Source organism: Psychrobacillus soli (assembly GCF_006861775.1).
Lineage (GTDB): Bacteria > Bacillota > Bacilli > Bacillales_A > Planococcaceae > Psychrobacillus > Psychrobacillus soli.
The window spans coordinates 27,350-53,990 of the sequence record NZ_VDGG01000016.1 but is presented as its reverse complement, the minus strand read 5'-3'; the positions used below and the strand labels follow the sequence as shown (position 1 = coordinate 53,990).

The 26,641-nt window shown below is 37.3% G+C and carries 25 protein-coding genes, 2 riboswitches and 1 other annotated feature; of the genes, 16 read left to right on the top strand and 9 right to left on the bottom strand.

The features are described 5' to 3' along the window. Positions 1–47: 47 nt before the first annotated feature. The 5 genes from FG383_RS09450 (at position 48) to FG383_RS09430 (ending at position 5,567) form a co-directional block, all read left to right on the top strand. Positions 48–1,781, top strand: a complete 1,734-nt coding sequence (locus FG383_RS09450; protein ID WP_142607166.1) for a methyl-accepting chemotaxis protein — start codon at positions 48–50, stop codon at positions 1,779–1,781. 139 nt (positions 1,782–1,920) lie between these two features. Then, on the top strand, positions 1,921–2,937 hold the full coding sequence (locus FG383_RS09445; RefSeq protein ID WP_185907895.1) for an LLM class flavin-dependent oxidoreductase: 1,017 nt from the start codon (positions 1,921–1,923) through the stop codon (positions 2,935–2,937). A gap of 122 nt (positions 2,938–3,059) precedes the next feature. Continuing rightward, entirely contained in the window at positions 3,060–4,022 is a 963-nt protein-coding gene (locus tag FG383_RS09440; protein WP_142607165.1) for an ABC transporter ATP-binding protein, read from the top strand. After that, positions 4,023–4,667 carry an ABC transporter permease gene (locus tag FG383_RS09435; protein WP_142607164.1) on the top strand — a complete coding sequence of 215 codons (645 nt, stop codon included), beginning with the start codon at positions 4,023–4,025 and terminating at the stop codon, positions 4,665–4,667. A 6-nt stretch (positions 4,668–4,673) separates the two neighbouring features. Next, on the top strand, positions 4,674–5,567 hold the full coding sequence (locus tag FG383_RS09430; RefSeq protein ID WP_142607163.1) for a glycine betaine ABC transporter substrate-binding protein: 894 nt from the start codon (positions 4,674–4,676) through the stop codon (positions 5,565–5,567). Between the two features lie 39 nt (positions 5,568–5,606). On the opposite strand, the gene FG383_RS09425 is transcribed toward FG383_RS09430, so the two are convergent. Next, positions 5,607–6,089 (bottom strand): QueT transporter family protein, encoded by a 483-nt coding sequence (locus tag FG383_RS09425; RefSeq protein ID WP_142607162.1) that lies wholly within the window; start codon positions 6,087–6,089, stop codon positions 5,607–5,609. A gap of 7 nt (positions 6,090–6,096) precedes the next feature. Beyond that, a riboswitch (PreQ1 riboswitch) is annotated at positions 6,097–6,141 on the bottom strand. 176 nt (positions 6,142–6,317) lie between these two features. On the opposite strand from FG383_RS09425, the gene FG383_RS09420 reads away from it, so the two are divergent. Then, positions 6,318–7,523, top strand: coding sequence for an MBL fold metallo-hydrolase (locus FG383_RS09420; protein ID WP_142607161.1), 1,206 nt, complete (start codon positions 6,318–6,320; stop codon positions 7,521–7,523). Next, positions 7,510–7,758, top strand: coding sequence for a DUF3006 domain-containing protein (locus FG383_RS09415; RefSeq protein WP_142607160.1), 249 nt, complete (start codon positions 7,510–7,512; stop codon positions 7,756–7,758). The genes FG383_RS09420 and FG383_RS09415 overlap by 14 nt, the downstream gene beginning before the upstream one ends. Positions 7,759–7,823: 65 nt before the next feature. On the opposite strand, the gene FG383_RS09410 is transcribed toward FG383_RS09415, so the two are convergent. Then, positions 7,824–8,948 (bottom strand): polysaccharide deacetylase family protein, encoded by a 1,125-nt coding sequence (locus tag FG383_RS09410; protein ID WP_142607159.1) that lies wholly within the window; start codon positions 8,946–8,948, stop codon positions 7,824–7,826. Positions 8,949–9,115: 167 nt separating this feature from the next. Between FG383_RS09410 and FG383_RS09405 the strand changes: the two genes are divergently transcribed. Then, on the top strand, positions 9,116–9,733 hold the full coding sequence (locus FG383_RS09405; RefSeq protein WP_142607158.1) for an NUDIX hydrolase: 618 nt from the start codon (positions 9,116–9,118) through the stop codon (positions 9,731–9,733). 180 nt (positions 9,734–9,913) lie between these two features. On the opposite strand, the gene FG383_RS09400 is transcribed toward FG383_RS09405, so the two are convergent. From FG383_RS09400 to ypfJ, 3 genes are all read right to left on the bottom strand, one after another. Next, positions 9,914–10,477 carry a 3D domain-containing protein gene (locus FG383_RS09400; protein ID WP_142607157.1) on the bottom strand — a complete coding sequence of 188 codons (564 nt, stop codon included), beginning with the start codon at positions 10,475–10,477 and terminating at the stop codon, positions 9,914–9,916. Between the two features lie 203 nt (positions 10,478–10,680). Continuing rightward, complete coding sequence (dapF, locus tag FG383_RS09395; RefSeq protein WP_221887519.1) at positions 10,681–11,529, bottom strand: diaminopimelate epimerase; 849 nt, start codon at positions 11,527–11,529, stop codon at positions 10,681–10,683. Positions 11,530–11,632: 103 nt separating this feature from the next. Next, positions 11,633–12,481, bottom strand: a complete 849-nt coding sequence (gene ypfJ / locus FG383_RS09390) for a KPN_02809 family neutral zinc metallopeptidase (RefSeq protein ID WP_142607156.1) — start codon at positions 12,479–12,481, stop codon at positions 11,633–11,635. 119 nt (positions 12,482–12,600) lie between these two features. Here ypfJ and FG383_RS09385 point away from each other — a divergent pair, with 119 nt between their 5' ends. From FG383_RS09385 to FG383_RS21635, 6 genes are all read left to right on the top strand, one after another. Next, positions 12,601–13,632 (top strand): S66 family peptidase, encoded by a 1,032-nt coding sequence (locus FG383_RS09385; RefSeq protein ID WP_142607155.1) that lies wholly within the window; start codon positions 12,601–12,603, stop codon positions 13,630–13,632. A gap of 3 nt (positions 13,633–13,635) precedes the next feature. Then, positions 13,636–14,733, top strand: a complete 1,098-nt coding sequence (locus FG383_RS09380; protein WP_142607154.1) for an NAD(P)/FAD-dependent oxidoreductase — start codon at positions 13,636–13,638, stop codon at positions 14,731–14,733. A 24-nt stretch (positions 14,734–14,757) separates the two neighbouring features. After that, positions 14,758–15,054, top strand: coding sequence for a hypothetical protein (locus FG383_RS09375; protein WP_142607153.1), 297 nt, complete (start codon positions 14,758–14,760; stop codon positions 15,052–15,054). 83 nt (positions 15,055–15,137) lie between these two features. Next, positions 15,138–15,239: riboswitch (purine riboswitch) on the top strand. 147 nt (positions 15,240–15,386) lie between these two features. Further along, positions 15,387–15,974, top strand: coding sequence for a xanthine phosphoribosyltransferase (locus FG383_RS09370; RefSeq protein WP_142607239.1), 588 nt, complete (start codon positions 15,387–15,389; stop codon positions 15,972–15,974). A 634-nt stretch (positions 15,975–16,608) separates the two neighbouring features. Beyond that, positions 16,609–17,886: an MDR family MFS transporter gene (locus FG383_RS09365; protein ID WP_142607152.1), complete on the top strand. Its 1,278-nt coding sequence runs from the start codon at positions 16,609–16,611 to the stop codon at positions 17,884–17,886. Positions 17,887–18,280: 394 nt separating this feature from the next. Continuing rightward, positions 18,281–19,258 (top strand): GNAT family N-acetyltransferase, encoded by a 978-nt coding sequence (locus FG383_RS21635; RefSeq protein WP_142607151.1) that lies wholly within the window; start codon positions 18,281–18,283, stop codon positions 19,256–19,258. Between the two features lie 100 nt (positions 19,259–19,358). Here the strand turns inward: FG383_RS21635 and FG383_RS09355 are convergent, their stop codons facing one another. Then, the gene (locus FG383_RS09355) at positions 19,359–20,723 is read right to left on the bottom strand and encodes an aspartate kinase (protein ID WP_142607150.1); all 1,365 of its coding nucleotides are present in this window, start codon (positions 20,721–20,723) and stop codon (positions 19,359–19,361) included. A 380-nt stretch (positions 20,724–21,103) separates the two neighbouring features. Further along, positions 21,104–21,335 (top strand) — a binding site (T-box leader). Positions 21,336–21,395: 60 nt separating this feature from the next. Between FG383_RS09355 and FG383_RS09350 the strand changes: the two genes are divergently transcribed. After that, positions 21,396–22,556 carry a pyridoxal-phosphate-dependent aminotransferase family protein gene (locus FG383_RS09350; RefSeq protein ID WP_142607149.1) on the top strand — a complete coding sequence of 387 codons (1,161 nt, stop codon included), beginning with the start codon at positions 21,396–21,398 and terminating at the stop codon, positions 22,554–22,556. Continuing rightward, positions 22,556–24,142: a phosphoglycerate dehydrogenase gene (gene serA / locus FG383_RS09345; RefSeq protein WP_142607148.1), complete on the top strand. Its 1,587-nt coding sequence runs from the start codon at positions 22,556–22,558 to the stop codon at positions 24,140–24,142. The genes FG383_RS09350 and serA overlap by 1 nt, the downstream gene beginning before the upstream one ends. 108 nt (positions 24,143–24,250) lie before the next feature. Here serA and FG383_RS09340 read toward each other — a convergent pair whose 3' ends face one another. The 3 genes from FG383_RS09340 to FG383_RS09330 form a co-directional block, all read right to left on the bottom strand. After that, complete coding sequence (locus FG383_RS09340) at positions 24,251–25,033, bottom strand: HAD family hydrolase (protein WP_142607238.1); 783 nt, start codon at positions 25,031–25,033, stop codon at positions 24,251–24,253. A 78-nt stretch (positions 25,034–25,111) separates the two neighbouring features. Further along, complete coding sequence (locus FG383_RS09335) at positions 25,112–25,939, bottom strand: DUF2935 domain-containing protein (RefSeq protein WP_142607147.1); 828 nt, start codon at positions 25,937–25,939, stop codon at positions 25,112–25,114. Positions 25,940–25,978: 39 nt separating this feature from the next. Continuing rightward, on the bottom strand, positions 25,979–26,587 hold the full coding sequence (locus FG383_RS09330) for a DUF3298 and DUF4163 domain-containing protein (protein WP_142607146.1): 609 nt from the start codon (positions 26,585–26,587) through the stop codon (positions 25,979–25,981). Between the last annotated feature and the right edge of the window lie 54 nt (positions 26,588–26,641).

Sequence of the window (26,641 nt, the reverse complement as noted above, 5' to 3'; positions counted from 1 at the left end):
ATAAATACATATGGTTGTTATGTTTATCCAAAGAAGGGGAATGGAAAATGAGAATACGTACAAAACTTTTTATTATTTCTATCTGTCTATTATTAGTTCCAAGTTTAATAATAGGTGTAAGTAGCTACTTTTCGGCTAAGAATAACTTAGATGAATTGGGAGAAAAAACACTTAAAAATGGTGTGGAGATGGCACTTCTAGTAATTGATGCAATGAATACTTCTGTTGAAAATGGTGAAATGACGCTGGAAGAAGCACAGGAACAAGTAAAGCAATACTTACTTGGTGATTTACAAAGTGACGGTAAACGTGCGTTAACAACGAAAGTAGATTTAGGAGCAAATGGATACTTCGTTATCTATGGTACGGACGGTGAACAAATTGCTCATCCTTCTATTGAAGGAACAAATGGATGGGAAAACAAAGATATTGATGGGAAATATGTTGTACAGGATATTATTAAAACTGCAGAAGCAGGAGGTGGTTATTCTTATTATAAATGGGATTTGCCAAATCAGCCTGGTACTGCGGCGACAAAAATCACTTATAATACAATAGATCCAAACTGGGGTTGGGTAGTAAGTGCAGGAACTTATATGCAGGCTTTTAATAAAGGAACTAATTCTATCCTTATGACTATTGCTATTACACTTGCCGTGAGTACATTAATAGGTATAGTTGTAATCATTCTTTTTTCTAGACATTTAGGAAACCCAATCCAGTTAATTGCTCAAAATCTGAAAAAGATTGCCGACCAAGACTTATCTATTAAAAATATTAAGATTAAAAATAAAGATGAATTGGGCGATTTAGCAAATGGGTTAAATACAATGACTACCAATTTAAAGGAAGTCCTCAATTCCGTTTCGGACTCAGCGCAACAAGTGGCAGCTACATCTGAAGAGCTTACGGCTAGTAGTGAGCAAACGAGTAGAGCATCAGAGGAAATTACGGAATCTATTCAACAAATTTCTTCTGGACAAGAAAGTCAGTTATTTGGCATGCAAGAAGCGAAAAATTCGGTATCGCAAATCTCCTCTAGCATCACGGAAATAACGACGAATATTAAAGAATTAAACGATCTTTCCATTGAAACTTCTAAAGTATCTCTTTCTGGTAATGAAGTTATTATGCAAACGGTGGAACAAATGAATCAAATCAATAATCAAAGTTCGGTGACAACAGAAGCAATGTTAGTGCTGGAACGTAAGTCACAAGAAATTGGCGAAATTATTAATGTGATTACAGGTATAGCAGAACAAACGAATTTACTTGCTCTAAACGCAGCAATAGAAGCAGCTCGAGCAGGTGAACATGGTAAAGGCTTTGCTGTTGTAGCGGATGAAGTGAGGAAGTTAGCGGAGGAATCCGGAAATGCTGCTAAAAATATTTCCTCGTTAATAAGTGAAATTCAAGATAATACAAAACATACCGTACAAACTGCAACTGAAGGAAAAATTGCAATAGAAAGCGGTATGAATTATGTTTCGAATGCAGGAAAAACGTTTGAAAGAATTGCGGACGATATAAACTTGATAAATAATAAGCTTTCGTTTATTTCCGAAGAAATTCAAGAAATTAATAGTAATACAGAAGTACTTGTAACAGAAGTAAACAAAACAAAAGATGTAACAGAAAGATCAACCGATTACACACAAAACGTAGTAGCGGCAGCAGAAGAACAGTATGCATCCATGGTTGAAATGACTGCTGCATCACGCTCTTTGGCAGAGATGTCCGAGAAACTTCAAGATGTCGTTTCGGATTTTAAATTAAATTAAGTAAATAGGAAAGTAGCAGATTTTATACAATGTTATGTTGTATAGGATCTGCTATTTTTAGGTTCAATTATTTTGTTTTTCGAGAAGAGTACGCTATCGTTTAAGGGAGACCATTATTAAATATAAGGGGACGAGATAATTGCACAATACAAAAACATTAGATCAAATAAAATATTCTGTATTAGATTTAGCACCAATTACTTTAGGTAGCTCTCCATCAGAAGCATTTCTAAATACAAAGGATTTAGCACAGCATGCAGAAAAGTGGGGGTATAATCGTGTGTGGCTTGCTGAGCATCACGGTATGCCCGGTATCGCAAGTTCTGCCACTTCTGTTGTGATTGGGTATGTTGCTGCAGCGACAGAAAAAATTCGGGTAGGTTCAGGTGGTATTATGTTGCCGAACCATGCACCACTTGTGATTGCAGAGCAATTTGGAACATTAGAAGCAATGTATCCTGGAAGAATTGATCTAGGACTTGGTAGAGCTCCAGGAACAGATCAGTTAACGGCGATGGCATTGCGACGTGATTCGAGGAGTAGTGGACATGATTTTCCACAACAATTAGAAGAGTTGCGCGGCTATTTAGACGCCAATTCTAAGCTTAATAAAGTACGAGCGATACCAGGTGAGGGGCAAGAGATTCCTATTTGGTTACTTGGATCCAGTGGATTTAGCGCTACGTTAGCTGCTCAACTCGGACTACCTTTTTCGTTTGCAAGTCATTTTTCACCGGAAAATACATTACCAGCACTTGAGCGATATCGTCAATATTTTGAGCCGTCAGCTGTATTAGATAAACCTTATGCCATGGTCGGTGTGAATATTATTGCAGCAGATACAACGGATGAAGCAAAAATACTTTCTACCACTCATCAACAGCAGTTTTTAAATTTGATCAGAAACACCCCTGGTCAAATTCAACCGCCAGTAGAATCGATGGAAGGAATTTGGAGTCCGTTGGAAAAGGAAAGCATTTTGAACCAACTGAAATCGACGATTATCGGAAATCCAGAGGAAGTGAAAGAGAAGCTTCAAGCGTTTGTAGAAGAAACTGGAGCGGATGAATTAATTATTAACTCAACGATTTATGACCATAAAGCGCGCCTCCGCTCGTATGAAATAGTTGCGGAAGTGACTGGGATAAAAGCTTAATAAATAAACCGGATTCTATATTATTTAGAATCTGGTTTTTTTCTTTTTTATACGCTTTAATAAAACTTTTTAGGGTATATAGAGTAACAGATAAATATAGTGTAGTAAGGGGGAAGGTTTAGATGATCCGATTTGATAAGATTACGAAAGTGTTTGAGGATGGTACAGAGGCATTAAAAGATGTGTCTTTAACTATTCCCGCTGAACAATTAGTTGTGATTATTGGTCCAAGTGGATGTGGCAAGACAACATTAATGAAAATGATCAATCGATTAGAAGTTCCAACCTCCGGAGAAGTGTATGTAGATGGCAAAACGGTCACTTCAGTGGACGCAGTGGAACTTCGTAAAACAATTGGCTACGTTATTCAACGAATAGGTTTGTTTCCACATATGTCGATTGAAAGGAATGCATCACTTGTACCGAATCTAAAGGGATGGCCAAAAGAAAAAACATATGGACGGATTTATGAACTAATGCAAATGGTTGGTCTGGATCCTACACAGTATCTTTCTAAATATCCTCTAGAGTTAAGTGGCGGGCAACAGCAAAGGATAGGCGTTGTAAGGGCATTAGCTGGAAATCCAGAGATTGTATTAATGGATGAGCCATTTAGTGCATTGGATCCTGTCAGTCGCGAGCAATTACAAATAGAAACGAAAAAAATACAAAAAAAACTGAAGAAAACAATTGTATTTGTCACCCATGATATGGATGAAGCTTTAAAAATAGCTGATCTTATTGTTGTGATGAGAAATGGTCAGATTGAGCAAATAGGTACACCTAGAGAATTAATAGAATCGCCCATTAATCATTTTGTTCAAAACTTCATAGGTGTAGAACGTATCAATCGAAAGCGATCAGTTGGAAAGCGTACGCTACAGGAGTATATACCTTTTTTTGAACAAGACGAACATTTTCCGTATTTAGTAGTAGATGCATCCATATTAATAGAAGAAGCGATTGCATTATTGGAAAACGAAGGAACCAAAAACTTACTCGTTAAAAAAGGAATGCAAAAGTTAGGATTTGTGAACCAATCTGTTATTCTTCATGCCATCCTTGCAAAGGAAGAGGTGTTGTAAATGCAAACTTTTTTAGACACGATTCTAAGTAGATCCGATTTAATACAAGAAGCATTTTTACAACATATTTATTTATCTTTTATCGCTTTAGCGATTGGTATTGGTATCGCCTTGCCGTTAGGTATTTTTGTGGCGAGGTATCGGAAATTTGCGGAACCGATTATTGGAGTAACTGCAGTTTTTCAAACGATTCCTAGTTTGGCGTTGTTTGGATTTCTAGTTCCACTCATCGGAATAGGCACCATAACCGCTTTGATTGCACTAATAATTTATGCACTCTTACCTATTTTACGGAATACATATACAGGCATTACAACAATTGATGATTCCGTTATTGAAGCAGGACGTGGGATGGGGATGACGACAAATCAATTGCTATGGCAGATTGAGTTTCCGCTTGCTTTGCCATTTATCATGGCAGGAATTCGAACTGCGACTGTTTTGACGGTTGGAATTGCGACACTTGCTACTTTTGTTGGGGCAGGGGGGTTAGGTGATGTTATTTACCGGGGATTGCAGTCTTACAATAATTCACTTGTTTTAGCAGGTGCATTACCCGTTGCTTTATTAGCCATATTGTTTGATCTCATTTTGAAGTGGATTGAGAAAAAAGCGACACCAAAAGGATTAAATACAAGGGGATGATGAGGAATGAAAAAGACATTCATAATTATTGGGATTGTAGTGACTGCATTACTAGGTGCTTGTTCGAACTCGGATGAGACACTAGTGATCAGTGGGAAACCTTGGACAGAACAATATATATTGCCTCAGATTTTAGGCCAATATATTGAAGGACGTACCGATTACAAAGTGGAGTATAAAGAAGGACTTGGAGAAGTGGCGATTATGACCCCGGCACTGGAGAAAGGCGATATCGACCTATATGTAGAATATACGGGTACAGGTTTAAAGGATGTTTTAAAAGAAGCATCTGAGGTAGGAGAAAGTTCAGAGAGTGTGTTGGAACGAGTAAAAAAAGGGTATGAAGAACAATTTCAAGCTACTTGGTTAAGCCCACTTGGGTTTGAAAATACGTATACATTAGCCTATGCAAAAGACAAAGATTATGATGCAGAGACTTATTCTGACCTTGTGGAAGTGTCTAGGTTCGGGGATATGGTGTTTGGAGCTCCTCATGCTTTTTATGAACGACAAGGAGACGGATTTGATGATTTGATTAACTCTTATCCTTTTACATTCACGGAAACGAAAAGCCTTGATCCAAATGTGATGTATGAGGCGGTAAAAAACGGGGACGTAGATGTGATTCCAGCATTTACAACAGATGGACGCATAGAACGTTTTGAATTACAGACAACACAAGATGATTTAGGATTTTTCCCTAAGTATGATGCAGCTCCAGTAGTGCGCTTAGAGGCATTAGAAAAGTTTCCGGAGCTAGAAAAAGTACTAAATGAATTAGCGGGAAAAATTTCGGAAGAGGATATGTTAAAGATGAATGCAAAAGTAGATATTGATGGAGAGAAAGCGGAAGATGTTGCGCATGATTTCTTAGTGGAGAAAGATTTAATTGAAAAATAAAAAATGCCCCGGTTCTAGTTAGAATCGGGGGCAAATTATTTAAATCAATGATTTAAAGTTTAATCGTTTATTCAAAGCAGTCATAACCGGAATCCCTACTGCTAATACAACGAATTCACCAGCTGCAACAGTTAACCATGTATAGAAAAATGGTAGATCAAATGCAAGTTGTAATTCGAATGCAATGATAAACATCGTAAACGTGAAGATTAACGTATTGAATATCATGCGTGCAATATGTCCTTTAATAAACTTAGATGCAAAAACAGTAAGTGATAAAGTAATGATCGAATGTGCTACCCCGAATGTTAAATCATATGCAGCCATAGGGGAAAACATATTCGTTACGATTACACCAAGTACAATGCCAAAGAAGTACTTTTTATTAAAGACAATCAGGTGATTGAACATTTCAGCAATACGAAATTGTACTGCACCAAATGCAAAAGGTGCAATTAGAAGCGAAACCGCAACATATAAAGCTGCAATAATACCACTTATTGCAAGAGTTTTTGTTTTCATTATTCATTTCTCCTTAGTTTTTTTCCGTGGGAGGTTCTCGAACCACGTAAATTGTAATCACAATGGATAATAATATGTCAAAAGTACAGTGTTTGTCAAGGAGATTGTTACGGTTATGTTACTGGTGCCAGGCACCAGTAACATAACTGTAACACTATTAACGAAATAATTAGCTCTGTAAATTACTATGTTAAAATAGGGTTGAGTAGTAAAAAAGGAAGGGTTTAAATGAAACAAGTATTATCGATCATTAGTGCGTTGTTGCTTCTCATCACGTTTGGCTGCACACTAGAGACGCAAAATGATAGTCAAGAAACTAAAGTAGAAACATCTTCAACTGAAACAAACGCTAAAAAAGAAATGAGCGTTCATTTTATAGATGTGGGACAAGGAGATTCTATACTTATTCAATCTCCAGAAGGAAAGAATATGCTCGTTGATGGAGGAAAAAGGGAAAAAGGAAAAGACGTAGTGACCTATTTACGGCAACATGGAGTGGACAAGCTAGATTATGTTGTAGCGACGCATCCAGATGCTGACCATATTGGTGGACTGCTCGCAGTGTTAAACTCCGTTTCCATTAAAAATTTCGTAGATTCTGGAAAAGAACATACTACACAGACGTATGAGCAAATGTTACAGCTTATATTAGACAAGCATATCCCGTTTATCGTGCCAAGTGTAGGCGATACGATTCCTTTAGATTCGGATATAGAAATAACTGTTTTAAATACAGGGGAGAATGTTGATGATAATAATGAGGCTTCTATTGTGTTGAAAGTGCAATATGAGGATGTGTCGTTTTTATTAACAGGCGATGCCGATGCGGGCGTGGAGAAAAGTATGATAAAAGAGTATAACTTGAAGTCGACAGTTTTAAAAGCGGGGCATCATGGTTCAGATACAAGCAGTTCGGATGCTTTTATTCGTGAGGTTCAACCGGAAGTGACGATTCTAAGTTATGGAGAAAATAATATGTATGGTCATCCTACTCCAGTAATAGTGACTAGATTGAAAAAAGCAAATTCGGACATTTATAGCACTGCAGAAATAGGAAATATTGTAGTGAGAACGGATGGGAAAGATTACACTGTTGCGACGGATTCTCTTCGGAATGATAAGGAAAGTGTAGCAGAAACACCACTTTATATTTCGGAAAAAGATGTGCGGGAAGAAATCGTTGGTATTACAAATCAAGGGGAGGAAGCAGTGAATCTAGAAGGATGGCAATTGGTTTCTGTTGCGGGCAATCAAGTATATAGTTTTCCGAATATGACTATCGATGCAGGAGAAACTATTTATATTACGAGTGGTCCTGAAGCGAGAGAAGACGAAACACATTTGAAATGGACGAGTCGACAAATGTGGAGAAACGGAGGAGATGCAGCGCAGTTACTAAACGAGAAAGGGGTAGTGTTAAGTGAAGTCAAATAAATACACACTCGATCGAGTAGAAGGCGAACTCGCAGTGTTTTTAAAATACCCTTCTGAAACAGAAACATTACATATCTCTACCTCTGAACTGGATGAAGGAGTGAAAGAAGGGGATATTGTCCTTATCTCTATTGAAAACGACATATATAAAGTGGAAAGATTAGTAGAAAATACAGCTAATCAAAGAGAAAAAGTACAGGGATTATTGGAAAAGTTGAAAAATCAACGAAAGTAAAATTTTTATTATTACAGTTATGTTACGGGTGCCTGGCACCAGTAACATAACTGTAATCTTTTTGGTTAAAGGGTGGTGTCTCGAAGGAAGTTTTGGATGATATGATGGTCTGGTTCGTATGTTTTGAGTGTATAGCCTTCTTTTTGAAGCCATTCAATAATGGTTGGTAGTGCTTTTGTTGTTTGACTACGGTCGTGGAGAAGGATGATGATGTCTCGATCACCTGATTTATAGGCTTTTTCTACTCCAACTTGGACATTTTGGACGATTTTGTTGGCTTCTTTATCGGTGTATTTCCAATCGTTCGAATCGACATCCCAATCCCATAGTTTGAAGCCATTTGTGACTAGCTCATCCTTCATAGCTGTTGTTATATGTGGTTTGCTGCCATAGGGTGTACGGACAAGTTTTGCGTCTTTCCCAGTCATTTTTTTGATGAGTTTCGTTCCTTCGATCATTTCATCTATGAAAGATTTGGAAGAAAGGTAAACTTTATTTTTATCATGCGTCATACTGTGTGTACCAATATAATGTCCATCTTTTACGACTGACTGGATAATAGTTGCATTCTTTTTCATGTGTTTTCCTAAAAAGAAGAAGGTTGCTTTGGCGTTATATTTTTTTAATATGGAATTATTGATTGCTGTAAATTTGTTGGGACCGTCGTCGAATGTTATATAGACATTTGCTTTCGATGTGGCCGGCGAAGGTTGTTTTTTATTCAAAAGTTGGTTTAAATAGATTTCAAAATTCGTGTGCGACATATGAGCCCAGTCTTCTTTGTATATTCGTTGTGTTTTCTGTTTCTCAAAACTTTTCACTTTGTACCCTATTTCACTTGCGATATAGTCGACACTAACAAAAAGTTTGCCGTCCACTTTAACAATTGGAGCCCTATCAATTGCTGCCCCGTCTTTGAATGTTGTATGAGAGGTATCGCTATAACTAATTTCTATTCCATTTTTTCGTATATAAGTGATGCCCTTTTCGATTTCAAAAGGAATATCCAGATGGGCTGCAATTTCTTCAAGTGGAACTTTTGTATCCTCATTTATCACTTTGATCTCACTAAAATCTAGCAATTGATCTTGGAATCCTATGTGATGAGTCACAGATGCTGCTTCTCCAATGGCTGTACTAAAAATAGTAGAAATAATAACAGCTACGAATAGTGTAAACAATTTTCTCATGACATGGACCACCCTTTATATAGTTTAGAAACTCTTTTCTACAACTATATGTATTTAGCAATCCATGTATACTTGTAATATAAGAAGGTAGGTATTATGGGTGCCAGGCACCTGTAACACCAGGCACCTGTAACAATTTTGTAATATAAGAAGGTAGGGATATAGCCATGGAAGAGGAGATGCTTAGGATATTTGATAGTAATAGAACTGCTGTAGGAACAGCTCCACGCCATGAAGTGCATAGGCTAGGATATTGGCATGAAACGTTTCACTGTTGGTTTATTAGTAGGGAAGAGGAAATAGATTATATCTATTTGCAAATTCGAAGTGAATCCAAAAAGGAATATCCTGGGCTGTTAGATATTACTGCTGCAGGTCATTTATTAGCCACGGAGACGGTGCATGATGGTGTTAGAGAAGTGAAGGAAGAACTCGGAATCGACGTTACGTTTGAGGAGTTAGCTTCGCTTGGGATAATAGATTATTCGGTTACGACAGGGGATCTTATTGATCAAGAGTTAGCAAATGTTTATGTATATAACGGTGCTTTAAGTTTGGATGATTTTGCCCTTCAGACAGAAGAAGTTTCAGGAGTTGTTCGAGCAAATTTCAAACAATTCTCAGCGCTTTGGTTGGGAGAATTAGAAGAAATTCAAGTAGCAGGTTTTGAAATAAATAAAACAGGAAATAGAGTTTCTGTAGATAAAATAGTAACTAAAATTAATTTCGTAGCGCATGAACAGTCGTACTATGAAGCTATAATTCGTGGTATTAATAAATTATAAGAACCAGTTACTAATTAAATAAACTGGAACTTAAGTATTTTAAACTTGGAATAAACGGAGTTTTATGCCATATGGATCTGCAATCATTATACTCTTGTCTGAGTATTCTTATGTAATAGTACAAATCTGGTGTAATAATGAAAAATGACTCCAAAACAAATACTGGAGTCATTTTTATACCTATTCTAATATTTTAATTGTTACGTTTTTGCGCCCCCATTTAAAGGCATCGTTTTTAGAAGAGAAAAATACATCAATTTTGTTTCCTTTAATATTTCCTCCCGTATCACCAGCGATTGCATAACCGTATCCTTCCACATGGACTTTTGTCCCAAGTTTAATGACGTCTGGATCTACCGCTATTACTTTAATATCCGGATTCTTTTTCAAGTTAATCCCTGTACTTGTAATCCCAGTACAACCATTGCAGTTTGCAGTAAACGCACTTGCGGATACAACGAATTCTTTCACTACCTTATCCTCTGTACTAGAGCGAGAAGGGTTTTTCGCTTTTGAAGCTTGTTTTGTAGTAGTGATCTTTAGTTCTTGTTTCGGTTGAATAGTATCTGATTTTAAGTTATTCCATGATTTTAAATTGGAGATCGATACATTATACGTTTTCGCAATTTTATATAATGTGTCCCCTTTTTGTACAGTGTGCGATGAAGATGCGGCCACGCCTGTTGTTGTTCCGCTAACCAATAGTGCAAATGCGATGATGAGTGTCCCAAGAATTTTTCTCAAATACTCTACTCCTTACTATTTAGTCTACTTTATATATTAGCAGTGTTTCATTACAGGAATATTACGAAAATTTGCCAATAACATTACAAAGTGGATGTGTAATATTACAAATCATTAAACAAGTGTGTCCCCTGGATGTTTTGAAAATGTAAAAAAACCTTTCAAATAAATAGTTGAAAGGTTTTGCAGAGCATATTATAATTTTATTTTTTCCACTGAAACTTACCCTCGAAAACTTTTTCGGCAGGACCTGTCATAAAAACGCTATTGTCTGTATAACGAATAATCAGTTCTCCACCTAAAAGCTTAACGGTAATATCTGTATCTTTGTCGCAATAGCCATTCAAGACAGATGCTACTACCGCGGCACAAGCACCTGTACCACAAGCAAGCGTTTCCCCACTTCCACGTTCCCAAACTCGCATATGAATCATAGTTCGGTTTTCGATTTGAATAAATTCCGTATTCACACTTTCCGGAAATATAGGATGATGTTCAAATTTAGGTCCTATTACAGATAGATCAATAGACGAGATATCTTCATAAAATAACACGCAATGGGGGTTCCCCATGGAAACTGTCGTAATATTATAGGTCGTATCCTCTATTTGCAAAGAATAATCGATTAATGCTTCCTTTTCCTCTAATAATACTGGAACAGCGGAAGGCTTTAAAATAGCTTCGCCCATATCAACAGTTGCAGCATACATTTGATCGTCTTTTACTTGTAGATTAATCGTTTTAACTCCACTAAGAGTGTCGATTTTAATCATTTCTTTTTTGGCAATATTATTGTCATATACATATTTGGCTACACAGCGAATCGCATTCCCACACATTTTTCCTTCACTGCCATCTATATTAAACATCCGCATTTTCGCATCCCCATTTTCAGACGGGCATATAAGGACAATTCCGTCTCCACCGACGCCAAAATGGCGATCAGAAATGGCTTTACTTAGCAATTCAGGATGTTCGATATTTTGTTCGAAACAATTAATGTATATATAATCATTTCCGCAACCATGCATTTTTGTAAAAGGGATATTCATTCTACACACTCTCTTTTCCATTAAAAGGAACAATTTATTTTCATTATAATCAGTTTCTTTCGCTCCGGTCAATGAAAAAAAGCAGATCCCATAAAAATTTGCTTTAAGGAGATGTAGTTTTAAATGTGTCTCCCCCTTGTATCGTTCCATTTTCATAGCCTTTGTAAAACCAACTCTTACGTTGTTCAGAAGTTCCATGTGTAAAACTTTCTGGAACAACATAACCCATTGCTTGTTTTTGCAGCGTGTCATCTCCAACTGCACTAGCAGCAGTCAGTGCTTCGTCTAAATCTCCTTCTTCTAACAGGTTCATTGCCTGTGCATGTTTTGCCCATACACCTGAGAAGTAATCTGCTTGAAGCTCGAATCTGACAAGATACTTATTAAACTCTTCTTCGCTTAATTTTTGACGCAGTGGCATTACTTGTTCGGTTGTTCCAAGGAGTGTTTGTACATGATGACCTACTTCATGTGCAATTACATACGCCATCGCAAAGTCACCAGGGGCGTGAAATTTTTCTTGTAATTCCTGATAAAAGCTCAAATCGATATACAATTTTTGATCTCCTGGACAATAAAAAGGACCGACAGATGCACCAGCAGCGCCACATGCCGAGTTTACACTATTCGTATAAAGCACAAGAGTTGGTTCTGTATATTTTAACCCATTTTCTTGAAATATTTTGGTCCACACTGTTTCCGTATCTGCGAGCACAACAGATACAAATTCTGCTAATTCTTTTTCTTGTTCCGTTTCTTCATATGGGGTAGAGCTAGATTGCTCCGTAACGCTTAGATTACCGATTAAATCTTCTGGATTTCCACCAAGCAAGGTGATGATAAGCACAATAATTAATCCTAGTCCTCCGCCAACACCAGCAATAGCTTTTCCACTGCCTTTTCCGCGTCTATCTTCTACATTGGAACTCCGCTTTCTACCTTGCCATTTCATCTCGTTCACTTCCATTCACAACTAATATAATTATCTTATACCCAATTTCATTAACTTTAGACAATAATAAATGGAATGCTTAAGCTATAATTAGATAAAAAGAATGGGAAGTGTTTATAATGCTTATTAAACCAAAAATGCTTCAAGCGGGTGATAAAGTTGCTACGATTAGTTTATCTTGGGGTGGAGCAGGGGAACCTGATTTAAAATGGAGATATGAACAAGGAGTGGAACGTCTAGAAAAAGTGTTTGGTCTAGAAGTTGTTTCTATGCCAAATAGCTTAAAGGGTGCCGATTACTTATACGAAAATCCGCAGGCTCGGGCGGAGGATTTAATGAACGCTTTTAAAGATCCGACGATAAAAGGGATCATTTCGAATATTGGCGGGAGTGAAAGCATTCGTTTACTACCATATATTAATTTTGACATTATACGTTCAAATCCGAAAGTATTTATTGGTTATTCAGATGCTACTGTAACACATCTATTTTGTCACAAAGCAGGAATTTCTTCTTTTTATGGTCCTGCAATATTAACGGACTTCGCCGAAAACGTAGAAGTGCATGATTACACAGTGAAAGCCGTAAAAAAAACATTGTTCTCTAATGAAGTAATCGGTGAAATAAAACCAGCACAAGAATGGACTAGTGAACGTCTGCTATGGATTGTTGAGAATAAAAATACACAACGTAAAATGAATCCAAATAAAGGATACGAAGTGCTTCAAGGCAATGGAGTGGTGCAAGGTAGACTAATTGGAGGATGTATAGAAGTATTAGAATTTGCAAAAGGAACGTCCCTTTGGCCAGACCAATCTTATTGGAAGGATAGTATTTTATTTTTTGAAACATCGGAAGATACTCCTGAACCGGCTCTTGTCGAATATTGGCTAAGAAACTATGGTTCGCAAGGCATTTTACAAAATGTAAAAGGAATTGTATTCGGAAAACCACAGCATGAGAAATATTATGTGGAATACAAAGCGTCCATTTTGAAAATTATGAAGGAACTGGATTTAACTAATTTACCGATTCTTTATAATTTGAACTTTGGTCATACAGAACCGAAATTCGTACTTCCATATGGGGCAATGGCAGAAATTAATTGTGAGAAAGGTATATTTTCAATTTTAGAAAGCGGAGTGGAGTAATAAATGATTTCTTATGTTGTTATAGGTGGGGGGATTTTAGGTGCCTCCACCGCTTACCATCTTGCAAAAAATAATGTGAGCGTAACGTTAATAGATAGAAAAGATCTTGGACAAGCATCGGATGCAGCAGCGGGGATTATATGTCCATGGATTTCACAAAGAAGAAATAAAAAATGGTATGCACTCGTGCGAAACGGTGCGAAATACTATAAACAACTAGTAAAAGAGCTTGAGGATTTAGGAGAAACCTCGACTGGATACAAACAAGTAGGGGCAATTGCATTACAAAATGATGCGAAAAAACTTCAAAAAATGTTCGAGCGTGCAATAGAAAAAAGAGAAGAAGCCCCAGAAATTGGTGACTTGAAAATTCTTTCTCCAGATGAAACGAAATCATTTTTTCCACTTCTTTCAGAAGACTTTACTTCTTTATACGTCGAGGGAGCTGCCAGGGTGGACGGTCGTGCAATGCGAGATGCCTTAATTAGTGCAGCAAAAAAGCTTGGAGCAGAAGTAATTTATAGTGATGCACAGCTTCTGGGTGGTGATGTTTTCGTGAATGGTAAACCATTAACAGCGGATAAAATTATCTTGACTGCAGGTGCTTGGGGCAATGAGATTCCAGCTGCATTAGGGAAAGATATGAAAGTAAGCTTTCAAAAAGCGCAAATAATGCACTTTCTTATAGAAAATGAAGGAACCGAGGACTGGCCGGTAGTATTGCCCCCAACCAATCAGTATTTGTTAGCATTTGACAAAGGAAAAATAGTAGCGGGATCTACGTATGAAGAAAATACAGGTTATGATCCGCTTGTTACAGAAGCAGGAAAACAAGTTTTGCTAGAGCATGCAACAAGTATTGCTAAATCATTAGAAACGGCTCACATGGAAGAAGTTCGAGTAGGATTTAGACCGTATACGCCAGAGTTCTTACCAGTAATAGGAAACGTCCCTAATTTTGATTCTATTTATTTCGCGAATGGACTAGGTGCTTCTGGTTTAACAGCAGGTCCATTTGTTGGTGCAGAGCTTGCTAGACTAGCGCTAGGGCAAGAAACCGTACTTGATTTGTCTTTATATGCGCCAACTGGAAAGACATGATATGTGATGAAGGAGATGAAGGAGATGAAGGCGTTGAGCGAGCATTCTATTATTTATATAGAAATTGAACGCAAAATAGATTTTTATTATCAAATGCAACAAATTGAAATGCAGTATGAACTCCTACTAAATTCGGACAAAATTATTTCGGCCAGCCATCAGTTTGAGCTTCGCAACGTCCACGATATTTCTCATAAAACCTTTTCGTTCGGTGGAGGGATTCTATATTTACATACAAATCAAGGAGTATTTTCTTATAAAATACAAGCTAATCCAGCATCATTCATCCATGCATTCAAGTCATTAAAAGCGCAAAGGTAATCATTACGATTCAACTGAATTTTATGAATCGCACGACTTATTTACCACTCATTGTAATCGAAGATGGTCGTGCTATAATGAAAACTATTCAAATAGTATCAACTCGTATAATCGCAGGGATATGGCCTGCAAGTTTCTACCAGCTTACCTTAAATAAGCTGACTATGGGCGGCAATGAAATGATCGGATTATGGCATCTTTGTCATGATTTCTTTTATTTTAATTCGAATTGACAAGCTCGAATGTCATTGTTCCACTCCTAGTATGGTTGGATGCAATGGTTTCGGGCTTTTTTGTTTGAAAAAATTGAATACGAAGGGAATCAAATAATGATGAAATTATTAAAAGAAAAGATTATGCAAGAGGGTAAAGTTTTATCTGAAGATGTGTTGAAAGTAGATGCATTTTTAAATCATCAAATTGATCCTGTGCTAATGAAGGCAATTGGAGAAGAATTTGCTACACGCTTTAAAGAAGCGGGAATTACGAAAATTTTAACTATCGAATCTTCTGGTATTGCACCGAGTATGTTTGCAGGTTTAACGCTAGGGGTTCCGGTTGTTTTCGCTCGCAAACGTAAATCACTCACTTTATCTGGCAACTTATATACGTCGAAAGTACATTCATTTACGAAAAATGAAACAAATGAGATTTCCGTATCAAAAGATTTTATCAATAGCGATGATGTTGTGTTAGTCATTGACGATTTTCTAGCAAATGGACAAGCTGCTCTTGGACTGTTAGAAATTTTAGAGCAGGCAAACGCAAAAAATGCGGGAGTTGGCATCGTTATTGAAAAAGGGTTCCAAACAGGCGGTAGCTTAATTCGTGAAAAAGGAATTCGAGTAGAGTCCCTTGCGAATATTAAATCTTTAGCAGATGGAAAAGTAGAGTTTTTTGAGGAAGACCCAACTGTATGAATAACAATATTATCTTTAACATGATTCCTTCTAAAAAATAATAAATGATACAGCGCGGAGGTTCCTATACCTTCGTGCTTTTTTTGTAGGCGAATAAAATAAAAAAAGTTTTGGAAAATAATTTAGATGCTTATGCATTTATACAAATTTTAAAGTCCGTAAAATTATTAGATGAATAAACCGGTCTAATAGATGCTAGCTGACGAGTTAGGCTGGCTTTAAAGAATATTGTTCCAATAATATGTCGTAATCATAGTTGTTTCACATGATGTAAGCTTGCTATTTTAAGTATTGGTTGCTTTCATCGGAATTTTGGTTGCTCTCGCGTTGATTTGATTGCTTTCCGAATAGAATTGGTTGCTTTCAATGAACAATCTGTTTCCCTTAGCCATTTATTGGATTCATACAGTCGAAAAACGGAGGAAATTTTGTTTTTAGCGGTCGCTAGTCGACTTACTACCACGCATTATCGCTAAAATGAGCAATAAAAAAGTGCAAATTTATGCTATCCTGAAGGGTAATTTTGCCTTAGGATATTTTTTTTCTTAAACCTATGTAAAAGCCCAACTTTCTGTTTCGAAATCCGAAATATTATGATAGGATTGTATCATCTATTAGATATGAGGAAAAAACGATGAGAATTAGAGATTGGGATAGGCCTTTAAAAGTTCGATTATTCGGTGAGTTTTTTAGTAATTTAAGTTTTTGGATGGTGTTTCCGTTTCTTGCTATTTATTTTGCAAGTGAATTCGGAACTAGCATGGCAGGAATACTACTTGTGATTTCGCAAGTCTTTTCTGTCGCTGCAAATTTGATCGGAGGTTATTGTGCGGATCGGTTTGGTAGAAGAACGATGTTGTTCTTTTCCGCGACGGTAGAGGGTGCGGCGTTTATCCTTTTCGCGTTTGCCAACTCTCCTTGGTTAGATTCCCCCATGCTCAGTTTCGTAGCTTTCACAATAGCTGGAATAGCTGGATCGTTTTATCATCCCGCGAGTCAAGCGATTGTTGCGGACGTTGTACCGGAGCATGAGAGAAGCACTGTCTTTTCGGTGTTCTATACATCTATCAATATTTCGGTTGTGATCGGACCAATCGTAGGAGCAGTGCTGTTTTTCCAACATCGCTTTGTTTTACTGCTAGTTGCCGGTATTATATTTTGTTTAGTTGGTCTGGCTCTTCGAATGTTAACAGAAGAGACATTACCAGAAGAGATGAAAAAGCAGCTAGTTGCTAAAGGCGGAAATGGTTGGAAGCAAGTAGTGATCGATCAAGTGAAAGCTTATGGATTAATCGTGAAGGACAGAGTGTTTCTCCTTTATGTCATTGCAGGGATTTTGCTTGCACAAACGTTTATGCAGTTAGAGATGTTGATACCTATTTATATGAAAGAAGTAATTGATAAACAAGTATTAGGGAATTTCTTTGGGCGAGAATGGTCTATAACTGGCGAAGGTTCTTTCGGTATTTTATTATCCGAGAATGGGTTATTAGTTGTGTTACTGACGGTTTTGGTATCAAGATGGATGAGTAAGTATCCAGAAAAATGGGTGTTTTTTCTCTCCTCATTTTTATATATGATTGCGATGCTGATTTTCCCGATGACTGCAAACTTTTGGGTGTTCCTAATTGCAATGGCGATATTTACGTTTGGGGAGCTAGCGACAGTTGGATTGCAAGAAAGCTTTGTGTCTAAATTAGCGCCTGCGGATATGCGTGGACAATATTTTGCTGCGGCAAGTTTGCGGTACACGATTGGACGAACGATTGCACCATTAGTGTTTCCGCTTGTAGCGTGGATCGGCTTTACATGGACATTTGTTATACTAGCGGTTTTAGCGATAGTTAGTGGATTTATTTATTTGGTGATGTTCAAGGAATATGAGAAGAGGCAAAAAGAAATAGTTGCGTAAATTGGACAAGGGGCACTCTTAGAAAAGAGTACCCCTTGGTTTGTATAGGTATAACATAACTTTTGAATTTTAAATTTATTTCATCCCGAAAAAATTCGGGGAATAATCTACATGAAAGAGTTCCCTTTCAATGCCGCGGTAAATTGTTCCACTGGTTGCTTTCTAACCTAAGCAACGTAAACCCTACCTTCTTTTACGTCCTTGCGACCCTATAGCCGCGCCAGTGTGAATAAGTATTATCAAAAACACATAAAGCAGAATGCCAAATTTCTAAAATTTATGTCGTACCAAAAATGTCAACATATCGTATTATCACACAAAAAAATCATGATGTCAATCGAAATGGTTGACCATGATATACTAATTCAATTAATAAAGCTAAGTAGGTGGGAAAATGGAAGTTTGGGACATTTTTAATGAAAATCGCGAGAAAACAGGGGAAACGCATATTCGCGGGGAAGATTTGCAAGAAGGAGATTTTCATCAAGTCGTGCATGTTTGGATAATGAATGAAGATGGGCAACTATTAATCCAAAGACGCCAGCCATGGAAAATAGGTTGGGCCAATATGTGGGACTGTTCTGCCGCTGGATCAGCACTTATGGGTGAAACAAGTGAAATGGCGGCAATCCGTGAAGTTAAGGAAGAGCTTGGGATAGATCTAGAGATGTCTAGTTCAGAGATTTTATTTACGATCAAATTTCCAAGGGGATTTGACGATCATTTTCTTGTTGTACAAGACATAGATATCGAGGATATAATCCTTCAATACGAAGAGGTGGCGGATGCGAAATGGGTAACGATGGAGGAAGTTAGAGAGTTAGCCCGAAATGGAATATTTATTCCATATCATATTCTGGATACTTTATTTACAATGATTCAATCAAAGATTTCGCTAAGAAAAGCAACTGCAGAAGATGCAGAAGAGTTGTTTGAATTACAAAGAAAAGTATTTGAACCGCTATATGAAAAATACGAGGATCATGAAACAACTCCAGTAAAGCAGACATTAGAGCGTTTTGAAGAGCGTTTAAAAACTGGAGACTTCTTTAAAATAACGCTAGAAAATTCGCTTGTCGGAAGTGTACATGTCTATCCAAAATTGCCTGGTGTCATGCGACTTCATATGATCAACATTTTAGATGAATTTCAAGGGAAAGGTATTGCACAACAAGTAATAATTCGGATTGAAAGTTTGTACCCAGAAGCGAAACGCTGGGAATTGGATACGATACTTGAAGAAAGAAGAAATTGCTATTTGTATGAAAAAATGGGTTATGTGCAAACGGGAGATAAGTGGAAAGTAAATGATAAAATGACGCTCGTTCATTATGTAAAAAAAAACCAGTTGAATCATTTACTATGTCTTTAACAAGTATGTTACGGGTGCCTGGCACCTGTAACATACTTGTAACATATGCATCACAAATAAACCTCCAAGAAGATTGATGCTTCTTGGAGGTTATGATTATTTATCCAACTGTTACAGGTGCAAAAAATTCGCTATATAGTTCGCGTAATATTTTGTCCTCGTTGCTTCTATGGACGCCGAATGCAAGACTGACTTCGGATGATCCTTGGTTAATCATTTCGATATTGGCACCAGTTCTAGAAATAGCGGTTGCTGCACGTGCCGCAAGTCCAGTGCTGTTGTTCATCCCTTCGCCGACTACTACAATCATCGAAAATTCATGACGGAAATGCACATCTTCTGCATGAAGCTCGTTTAAAACTCGGTCTATTATACGCACTTCTTTTTCAGGTGTCAGTTGATGGCTACGCATAATAACTGAAATATCATCTAGTCCTGATGGAGTATGCTCATAGGAAATATGTTCTTCTTCTAAAATTTGAAGTAGTTTACGACCGAAGCCTATTTCTCTGTTCATCAAATATTTGCTCACATACAAAATTGAAAATCCATTATCTGCGCTAATTCCAGTTACGGGACGGCGGTTAGCTTTTCGCTCGGCCACGATTTTTGTTCCTGGAGCAGAAGGGTTATTTGTATTTTTTATACAAACGGGAATCCCACTTTTATATACAGGCATTAAAGCTTCATCATGGAAAACGGAGAAACCTGCATAAGAAAGCTCACGCATCTCACGGTATGTTATTTCTTCGATCTCTGCAGGACTATTAACAACTCTTGGATTTGCACAAAAAACAGAGTCGACATCCGTAAAGTTCTCGTATAATTCCGCTTGTACTGCCGCAGCTACGATTGATCCAGTTATATCGGAACCGCCACGTTCGAATGTGCGAAGAACCCCATCTTTTGTGTATCCAAAAAATCCAGGGAAAACGATGATTTCTGAACTGTTTCGTAGTGTGCTTAAGTTGTCGTAAGCTTCAGGTAAAGCCTGTGCACGTTCTGGCAAATCGTTTACGACTAATCCAGCTGTTTTCGGATTGACGTATTGCGCTGGCATACCAATGCTAGTGAAGTACGTCGAAATAAGTTTCGCGTTATTATCTTCCCCACTCGCTTTTATATTATCTACAAATAATTCGACATTGGATTTGTTTTCAAGAGTACGAGTGCGTAAGTCCTTTTCAATCACATCACAAATGGTTTGATCCAATCCAAGCCCTTCTGCAATTTCTCTATAACGATTAACTACATTTTGCAATTTTTCCTCGACGTTTTCCGTATGTAATGCTGCATTTGCTAATTCGATTAATAAATCAGTTACTTTTTTGTCGGCATCGAATCTTTTTCCAGGTGCTGACACGACGACGAATTTCCGAGTTGGATCTGCTTTCACGATTGCCGCTACTTTTTTTATCTGTTCTGCATTTGCAACGGATGTTCCGCCAAATTTGCTTACTTTCATTTTATCAAATCCTTACTTTTAATATGTGAGTGTATTTCTAGAAAAAACAAATGATTTTATACAGTGTACAAATTATAATGGATTCAGTCAATATATTTGTTGAAATTAATGATTGACGAATTCTATTAATACGAACGAAATTTTTATTTTTATTATTTAAGTTCGTGTATTGATTGTTATTCATTATTATCGGTTGCTATGTTAGTATATGCAACACTTAAATACGAATTATAATTTATTTGAAAAATATTTTTTATTTGAAAAAAGGCGTTAAATCAACGTTTTAAAAAGTGATTTTTAAATGATAACGCTTTCAAAAATTTTTACTATATTGACAATAAAAATTACTCTGATAATATGGATTTAAATTCAATAACACGTAAACAATTTGGATAGAGACAAGTTTTATAGTTTGAAATCTAAAGAGAGCTGATGGGTGGTGCAAATCAGTGATTTCGATTATAGAGTTCCACTCTTGAATTGGTGAGCTGAACGATTTAGTAGGTTCATCCGTGCAATGCGCGTTAAGCATAGTTATTTTGAGGCTGCAGACTTTTTGCAGTAAATTTGGGTGGTACCGCGTGAGTTTTTTACAAGCTCTTCGCCCCTTACATGTATATATGTAGGGAGTGAAGGGCTTTTTTGTTTTTCAAAATAGGGAGGAGCATGTAAATGTTACAAGATCAAACCATTTTACGAATTCCAGGGCCGAGTCCAATTCCACCAAGTGTGCAAAGAGCAATGAACCACACAATGATTGGGCATAGAGGAAAAGAAACATCTCAAATGTTGAAGAATATTGCTCCAGGACTGAAACGCGTTTTTGGAACAGAACAAGAAGTGGCGATTATTGCTGGAAGTGGGACAGCAGGGCTAGAAACTGCAGTAGTCAATGTAGTCAAACCAGGTGATGAAGTACTTGTTGTAGTGACAGGAGCATTTGGTGATCGTTTCACTAAAATTTGCGAGGCGTACAATATCAAAACACATGTGTTAAATGTGGAATGGGGGAAAGCATTAGACCCAGAAGAAATAAAAGCTTATGTGGCAGGGCATCCAGAAGTGAAAGCTGTTTTCTCTACATATTGCGAAACATCTACTGGTGTACTTAATCCGATTGACCTGCTTGCGAAAGCAATTCGGGAAGTGTCAGAAGCATTAGTCGTTGTAGACGGTGTTTCATGTGTGGGTGGGGTTGAAACGAAAATGGATGAGTGGGGAATCGATATAATGGTAACCGGTTCTCAAAAAGCATTCATGTTGCCAGCTGGCTTAACATTTGTTGCCGCTAGTGAACGTGCATGGAAAGTTATCGAGGAAAATGAGCAACCAAGATTTTACTTAAACTTAAAGAAGTACAGAGACAACTTATTGAAAGATACAACACCTTTCACTCCTGCACTTTCCTTACTATTTGGTCTAAAACAAGTGCTTACCTTAATAGAGGCAGAAGGATTAGACAATGTATACAGTCGTCATGATTTGTTAAAAAGAATGACTCGAGCTGCATTTAAAGCAATCGATATTCCATTATTAACAACGGATGAAGATGCTTCACCAACGGTAACTGCCGTTCAGCCGGAAGATTTTGATGCAGAGGAATTCCGAAAAATATTAAAGCAAGAATTTGCTATTTCCATTGCAGGCGGTCAACAACATCTAACAGGCAAGATTTTCCGCATTGGCCATATGGGATACTGCTCTCCTGCAGATGTGCTTCAAATTATAAGTGCAGTCGAAATAGTATTAAAGAAAATCGGAAAAGATATTGAACTTGGAAAAGCAACAGCAGCAGCACAACTAATCTATTTAAATGAAGGGGAGAATAAATAATGACATACAATATACTAATCAGTGATCCACTAAGTGAAGATGGTATTTATCCTTTAAGACAAGCGGAAGGTTTTAATATTGTTATAGAAACGAATTTAACACCGGAGGAACTCGGAGAACGAATTGGAGAGTTTGATGCATTACTCGTTCGTAGCCAGACCCAAGTAACCCGTGAAATTATTGAAAAAGGTACGAATTTGAAGATCATCGGTCGTGCTGGCGTTGGGGTAGACAATATCGATTTACCTGCAGCAACAGAACGTGGAATTATCGTTGTCAATGCACCAGATGGTAATACCAACTCAGCTGCTGAGCATACAGTTGCTATGCTTATGTCACTAGCTCGCAATATTCCACAAGCGTTCCATGCATTGAAAAACCAAAAATGGGATCGCAAATCTTTTATTGGTGTAGAACTTAAAAACAAAACATTAGGTGTAGTTGGGCTAGGAAGAATAGGTGCTGAAGTAGCAGCACGTGCAAAAGGTCAACGAATGAATGTAATTGCTTATGATCCATTTTTAACACCAGAAAAAGCAGAAAAACTAGGCGTTCAATTTGGGACGATTGATGATGTAATCAGAGCTGCTGATTTTATCACGGTGCATACACCACTTCTCAAGGAAACACGTCATCTGATTAATAAAGAAGCATTTGAAAAAATGAAAGACGGTGTGCAAATTGTCAACTGTGCACGCGGCGGCATTATCGACGAAGATGCGTTGTACAATGCGATTGTAGAAGGAAAAGTAGCGGGAGCGGCTTTAGATGTGTTTGAAGAAGAGCCGTTTTTAGATCATAAGCTACTTACGCTTCCACAAGTAATCGCAACACCACACTTAGGTGCAAGCACAGTAGAAGCACAAGAAATCGTTGCAGTGGATGTTTCTCATGATGTCGTGAGCTTTTTACAAGGTGGAGTAGTAAAGAACCCAGTAAACCTCCCATCTGTACCAAAAGATGTTATGGCAAAAATTGAACCATACTTTAACCTAATAGAAAAACTTGGAGCATTTTTAAGTGACTTAGCAGAAGGAGTGGCGGAAGAATTAAATATTTACTACTCTGGTGAACTAGCTAATATGACAGTAGGCCCTCTGACAAGAAATGCTGTGAAAGGTCTATTGAAGAGTAAATTAGGTGAGTCTGTCAATGATGTAAATGCTAAATTCCTTGCTGATCGAATTGGAATTGTTGTAAATGAACATAAAACGACGAAGTCTAAAGGGTTTACTAGCTTAATCACAGTGGAAGTTAAAACAGCTACAGAAACTCGTAAAGTATCCGGTACACTTTTAAACGGTCTAGGTGCTCGAATTGTGCGTGTAGATGATTTTGTTGTAGATGTTGTGCCAGAAGGTTATTTATTGTTTATTCGCCATAAAGACCAACCAGGTGCTATCGGTCGCGTAGGAACACTTTTAGCAACGGAAGGTATTAACATTGCGGGGATGCAAGTTGGACGTTCTGAAGTTGGTGGAGATGCGATCATGATGCTTTCTATCGATAAACATGTCGAAGAGACTGGTGTGGAACAATTGAAGGGCTTAGCAGATATTTATGATGCTACACCAATTGATTTGTAATTAAACACACCGTTACGGACATAAATGGTGCTTATCGGCACATATCCAAACGAAACCCATTAAAAAAGCTAGTCCCGGTCTAAACAAAACCTGGACTAGCTTTTCACTTTATTCAATAATCGCTAAAAGCTCTCGTAAGTTCTCAATCGTATAAGTAGGTATTACTTCCGCACTTGCTTGTTTTTTTTCTCGATTGATCCAAACGGAATGCATGCCGACTTTGGAAGAACCAAGTATATCGGTCATTAAATTATCCCCAACCATAAGTGCTTCATCCGCTGTAATTCCAACTAAATCTAGCGCGTGTTCAAATATCGATGGATCTGGTTTCCCTTTCCCAAATGCCCCGGAGATGAGTATATGGTCGAAGTATGGCGCAATTTCTGGTGATATTTCTAACTTAGTGTTTTGTAAGCTTGGCGAACCATTTGTCATTAAAAGAAGTGTATATTTTCCTTTTAACTGATCAAGCACTTCAAAAGTTTCTTCATATATAAAAGGACTTTCTTTTCGCATGTTTGGAAAATAAGCAGCGAGCTCCATGCCAAGAGCTTCATCTTCAATGCCTAACTTTTTTAATCCTCTTGTCCATGCTTGTGTTTGATATTCGGGAATGATTGCTTTCATTTTTTGAAAATCTTCGCTTGGGTCGTCGAAAGTTCCCCATAGTCCTTCAAACGGATTAATGCCAATCATTTGTGTGAAAGGACGTGTTTCGTATGTATCGTACAGTGCGCTTGCTTCTTCTCGAACGGCCAGTTCTAGTGACGCTGCATCGACATTTACTTTTGTGGTTGCATACGCGCAAGTTTTTTGAAATGCTGTTTCCACGCTTTTTTTATCCCATAATAATGTATCGTCTAAGTCGAAAAATATTGCTTTCAATTTAATATCCCCCTTCACTATCCTACCTAATACTTTACCGTAGTGAAGGGAGACTGTCACTAGAGCCAATCAATTTTAATCATATTAATTGTTTGATAGGAGAGTATTCTCATACATATCAATAATATGAAGAAATCTTTCTGCTTCTCGGAATACATGATCTGCAAGAAGTGGGTGAATATTGCTCTTAATACGACAAGCCTCTATTAAATCCCTTGCAGCTTTTTTAAAGTCCCTAAGTGATACAACAGATACACGGTTTTGATCGAGAAATTGATCCAAAATAGGGACAGTTTCTGATTGAGGACGCATGGAATCTAAATCGATTGCTTGAAAAACAAGCTGGTCAAAATCATGACTGAAATCACGTGCCTGATCTACTAACTTTCTTTCGGAAGGATCTAACAGGTGGCCTATAAATTTAGAATGGTCTGCCATAATTTTTAGGAAGAAAACATTTTCTCTAATAATATCGGTTGCTTGTGGTTCCACAATTCCTGCATTTAACTCTTTTAAGCGGTTTACAAAATACGCCGCTTCTCTACTTGTATGATCAACTAAGAGAGCATAGTTATTAGAAGTAATTTCACAGCGCAAAATGAGCCCTAGAACTTTTCGTTTATATGCCCATATGGCTGTAGCTGCTTGGTATACTTGAATATTAAATCTTCTAATTTCCTCTGGGTCTGACTGTGGAGAATACGTATTCAGCTTTTCTTCAATTCTTTCAAATAAAGACACGAAATCTTGCGCTTCTTGAATAAGTTTTTTATCATCGAAACTAAAACCAAGACTTAAAAACAGTGCATGTTCTTTCATAATCCTTGACCAAAAGCGAACTTCATCTAATGATCTCGTAACAAATAAACTGACAGTTATCACTCCTTTTTTAAATTCTATTCTTACAAGCATATCTTAATGAGCGAATAAAATAATAAAAAGTCGAACGAGCTAAAATGGTAGCATTTTATCGAGTGGACTGTCCGGTCGAATGATATCCTCTATATCTTTAATCGCGATTGGGAAATAAGGAAAACCAAATACATAAGGCGTCAGTTCATACACTTGAAAATAAATGACAAGACTATGATCGGCAATATAATAGTCTTGGTCGGGTCGTATATCTTTAAATTCTTCTAATAATGGGACATCCCATGAGACCATTTTTTGTTTAATTATTTCAGATAATGTTTTAATATAATCGCTTTCATGTTTAAATAAATCTTTTAGAGCGTACTGCTTACCAGTCGTGACGTCAAAAGTTAGAGACTTGCAAATAGTTAGTCCGTGGGCACCACCGGTAAAAGCGTATACGATCAATGATAAGCTTAAAATATTTCGTTGATTATTTTTTATTTCAAAGTAGCCGATCATCTCTACTAAATTTTCATTATAAAATCCTTGTTCAATTAAAAGCTTGTTCAAAAGTGTAATAATATCGGCATTAATCTTTTTTTCTATATGCGGATGGGATAAGTTAGTTACAATAGGATAGTACACATTTACACTTGGCGAATGTTTAAAGATATGTTTTGTTTCAATGCGAGTGGGTAGATTCAAGGTTCACAGCCTTTCGAAGTTATTAATAGATAGTATGAGTAGGAGGGGATACAT